Source organism: SAR324 cluster bacterium, assembly GCA_029245725.1.
Classification (GTDB): Bacteria; SAR324; SAR324; order SAR324; family NAC60-12; genus JCVI-SCAAA005.
This window is the reverse complement of sequence record JAQWOT010000269.1, coordinates 1-2,875: the sequence shown is the minus strand read 5'-3', so window position 1 is coordinate 2,875 and position 2,875 is coordinate 1. Positions and strand designations below refer to the sequence as shown.

The window sequence follows — 2,875 nt, the reverse complement described above, 5'->3', positions numbered from 1 at the left end:
TTCACCAGTTCTAATTCTGAGGGCCTCTACCAGATCAATAACAAAGATTTTACCATCTCCAATTCTGCCAGTTTTAGCTGCTGTTTGGATAGCCTCAATTGCTGTTTCTACCTGGTCATTGGCCAAAACAATTTCAATCTTCACCTTGGGTAAAAAATCAACGATGTATTCAGCTCCTCGGTATAGTTCAGTATGTCCTTTTTGTCTTCCGAACCCTTTAACTTCACTTACAGTCAGTCCTTGAATCCCAGCTGCGTGTAGACTATCTTTAACTTCTTCAAGTTTAAATGGCTTAATAATGGCTTCGATCTTTTTCATTGAGTCTCTTTAATGAATGTCGAAATTCTAGAGCAAATCCAGCTGGAATATCAGTGGTATCTGCAACATGAAAAAAGGCTAACAAATGAAACATGTCAGCTTTATAAGACAATAACAGAACAGTTTATTAAATATGTCACAAACAATGCTGAAAAGCTATATCTGACAAATAATTGGTCCTTGAATGATCTCACAGGACGAATAGTACAAATATTTCTTGAAAACTATTCTAACCAGAGAAATTGGCAGGATGCCACTTACTCTTCCTATGAGAAATCACTCCGATCATTCTTCCGTTTCTTGCATTCTCTAAATCTTATTGACAAGAACCCTCTACAAAACTACAAATTTCGTGAATTACTAAACAATAATGAATTCATCAAGAAAAATAATACTTCACCTGACAAACTAAATAGCCTTATTAATTCACCATGTTCAGAAGATCCTTTAGAACTAAGAAATAGAATTTTATTGGAATTGGCTTATTCTACAGTTTGGAAAATAAGTCAATTAGCACGAATTCAGGAAGTAAATTTAAATGAAGGTGACCTCATAGAAATTAAAATGCAATCAGAAATTAAAGAGGTTCCACACTTAGGAATAAATAAAGACAGGTTGGAACAATACAAGATTCATCTACCAAAATTTGACGAAAGAGAAAGTTTTTGGATAAATAATCATAATAAAATAACTAACCTAAATCAGCTTAGAACAATCATCAGGAAACAACTGAAACCAATTGGCTTAGATCTTAAAAAGCTTAGAGAAATTGCCACTCAACAATTTCAAAATAATGGTGCTGACATTCGATCGGTTCAAAAACTAAGAAACTTAAAGAAGATCCATCGATTTCAATCATTAATCGATTCTGATTACGAAGAACTTAGAAGAAAGTTTTCTGAGGCCCATACTAGAAATCGTTAGTGAGCAAATAAGCTAGTCTCCCAACCTTGATCACGGTCACCATAACCATGGATAAGAATCTGTACCAACCCTGGTAGTATTCTTTGAGCTATCTCATTGATTTCATGTACAGTCTTACCAGAAGGCAACGATGGGCGATGGGTCATCATTTTTTCCAAATTATGATATATCTCAATCAAATAGTAAACATCACTAGCTGCATATTCTAGCTGTTTCTGTGTAAGATTTGGTGATGCCCAATTGGTTTGCTGCTGTTGTTTAGAGAGTTCAATTCCTAGCAACTCCTCACATAGATTTTTTAATCCATGGCTGTCTGTATATGTTCGAACAATTTTACTCATTACCTTAGTACATCGGAAATTTTCAACAACAATTCCAATCGATGTTGCAAAAAAAGCTACATCAGTCAACGCAAAATGGAAAAGCTTCCGAACAGAAGAATCTTCAAGGAGTATTTTTAGATTTTTTGGAGGTCTTGAAAGATTTGGTCTAATCAGAGTAACATTCCTTGCATCATCACCTAGTTGAATAAGGCAAATATTATCACGATTCATCTTTAATCCATGCAATTCTGTATCAACCGCAATGAGTTGTTTACCAGTATAATCAATCAATTGTTGATCACTTAGGTCTTCAACAATTTGAAAATGAGAATTTTGACTCATACTAATCCTACGAAATTATTAAGAATTTTGAGATCAAATAATGAAATCAAAGAATGTTTTTAAATACCTTAGCAGATTTTTCCTAAGCATACCTCTGATATTCAGCTTTGCTTCAAAATCTGTCGTTGCATTAACGCTCGACGAAGGAGCCTACTTAATTCTTAACCAGGAGAATCGAACTTTTCAGTTTCAGAACCGTGAAGAGGAATTCGATCTTGAAGATGGTAGAATGGTACAACTAAAGATTGATGGCACTTATGAATTTACTGAAACTGGTCAAAGAAATATTAGACTCCAAGATGGAAGAATCCTGATGCTTCAAAGTGATCAGAGTTATGGGTATTTTGAAGGTGAATCGATTCTGATGCCAAATGGTCTTACTTTGATGCTGAGACCTGATAGTACTTATCAATTGAATAGTGCAAATGAACAGTTGTTCCCACTGAGAAATGGTAAGTTGATTTTGTTGAAACAAAATAACCAGTATGAGTACATTGAGGCTGATTCTGATTTTCGTCGTTTCTGGAATCCAAGAATTATAGAGTTGGAATCAGAACTTTGCAGAATAACCCTGAGGGAAGAGGAAGACCTTCAACGTGTGATGAACCTTCAAATGGAATTGGATCGAATCGTTGAATATATGCAAATTGTTGGATCAGATAAACAAATAGATCTTTTAACTCGTGAAAGGCTTAGAACAGTCTACTCTCCGAAATGTAAATCAGCATCTTGATTTAAGATAAGATAATGTTTGTGACCTGAAATAATTATGTTATTGATATTATTAAATAAATTTTAAAACCATTTTATGATAATGTCAGATATGTTCTATATCTGACATTATCGAACATATAGATTATCTAGTTATTAAATAAATTTATTTGAGGTTGGCTCTACAAATGTCTAATAAATATAATTTATATTCTTTAAGAAGAATTATGGGGTCTCCAGATCTATTTCTGTAGAGA

The 2,875-nt window shown here is 33.7% G+C and carries 4 protein-coding genes; 2 read left to right on the top strand and 2 right to left on the bottom strand.

Translation table 11 applies throughout. The features are described 5' to 3' along the window. Positions 1 to 318 (bottom strand): P-II family nitrogen regulator (locus tag P8O70_14845; protein ID MDG2198126.1); only part of this gene is annotated, 318 nt, incomplete at its 3' end. Between the two features lie 12 nt (positions 319 to 330). Between P8O70_14845 and P8O70_14840 the strand changes: the two genes are divergently transcribed. Continuing rightward, positions 331 to 1,242 (top strand): tyrosine-type recombinase/integrase, encoded by a 912-nt coding sequence (locus tag P8O70_14840; GenBank protein ID MDG2198125.1) that lies wholly within the window; start codon positions 331 to 333, stop codon positions 1,240 to 1,242. Here P8O70_14840 and P8O70_14835 read toward each other — a convergent pair. Continuing rightward, a complete protein-coding gene (locus P8O70_14835; protein ID MDG2198124.1) occupies positions 1,239 to 1,907 on the bottom strand; it encodes a 3'-5' exonuclease in 669 nt (222 codons plus the stop codon). The two genes, P8O70_14840 and P8O70_14835, sit on opposite strands and share 4 nt — an antisense overlap. A 40-nt stretch (positions 1,908 to 1,947) precedes the next feature. On the opposite strand from P8O70_14835, the gene P8O70_14830 reads away from it, so the two are divergent. Beyond that, positions 1,948 to 2,640 (top strand): hypothetical protein, encoded by a 693-nt coding sequence (locus P8O70_14830; protein ID MDG2198123.1) that lies wholly within the window; start codon positions 1,948 to 1,950, stop codon positions 2,638 to 2,640. Positions 2,641 to 2,875: the final 235 nt, after the last annotated feature.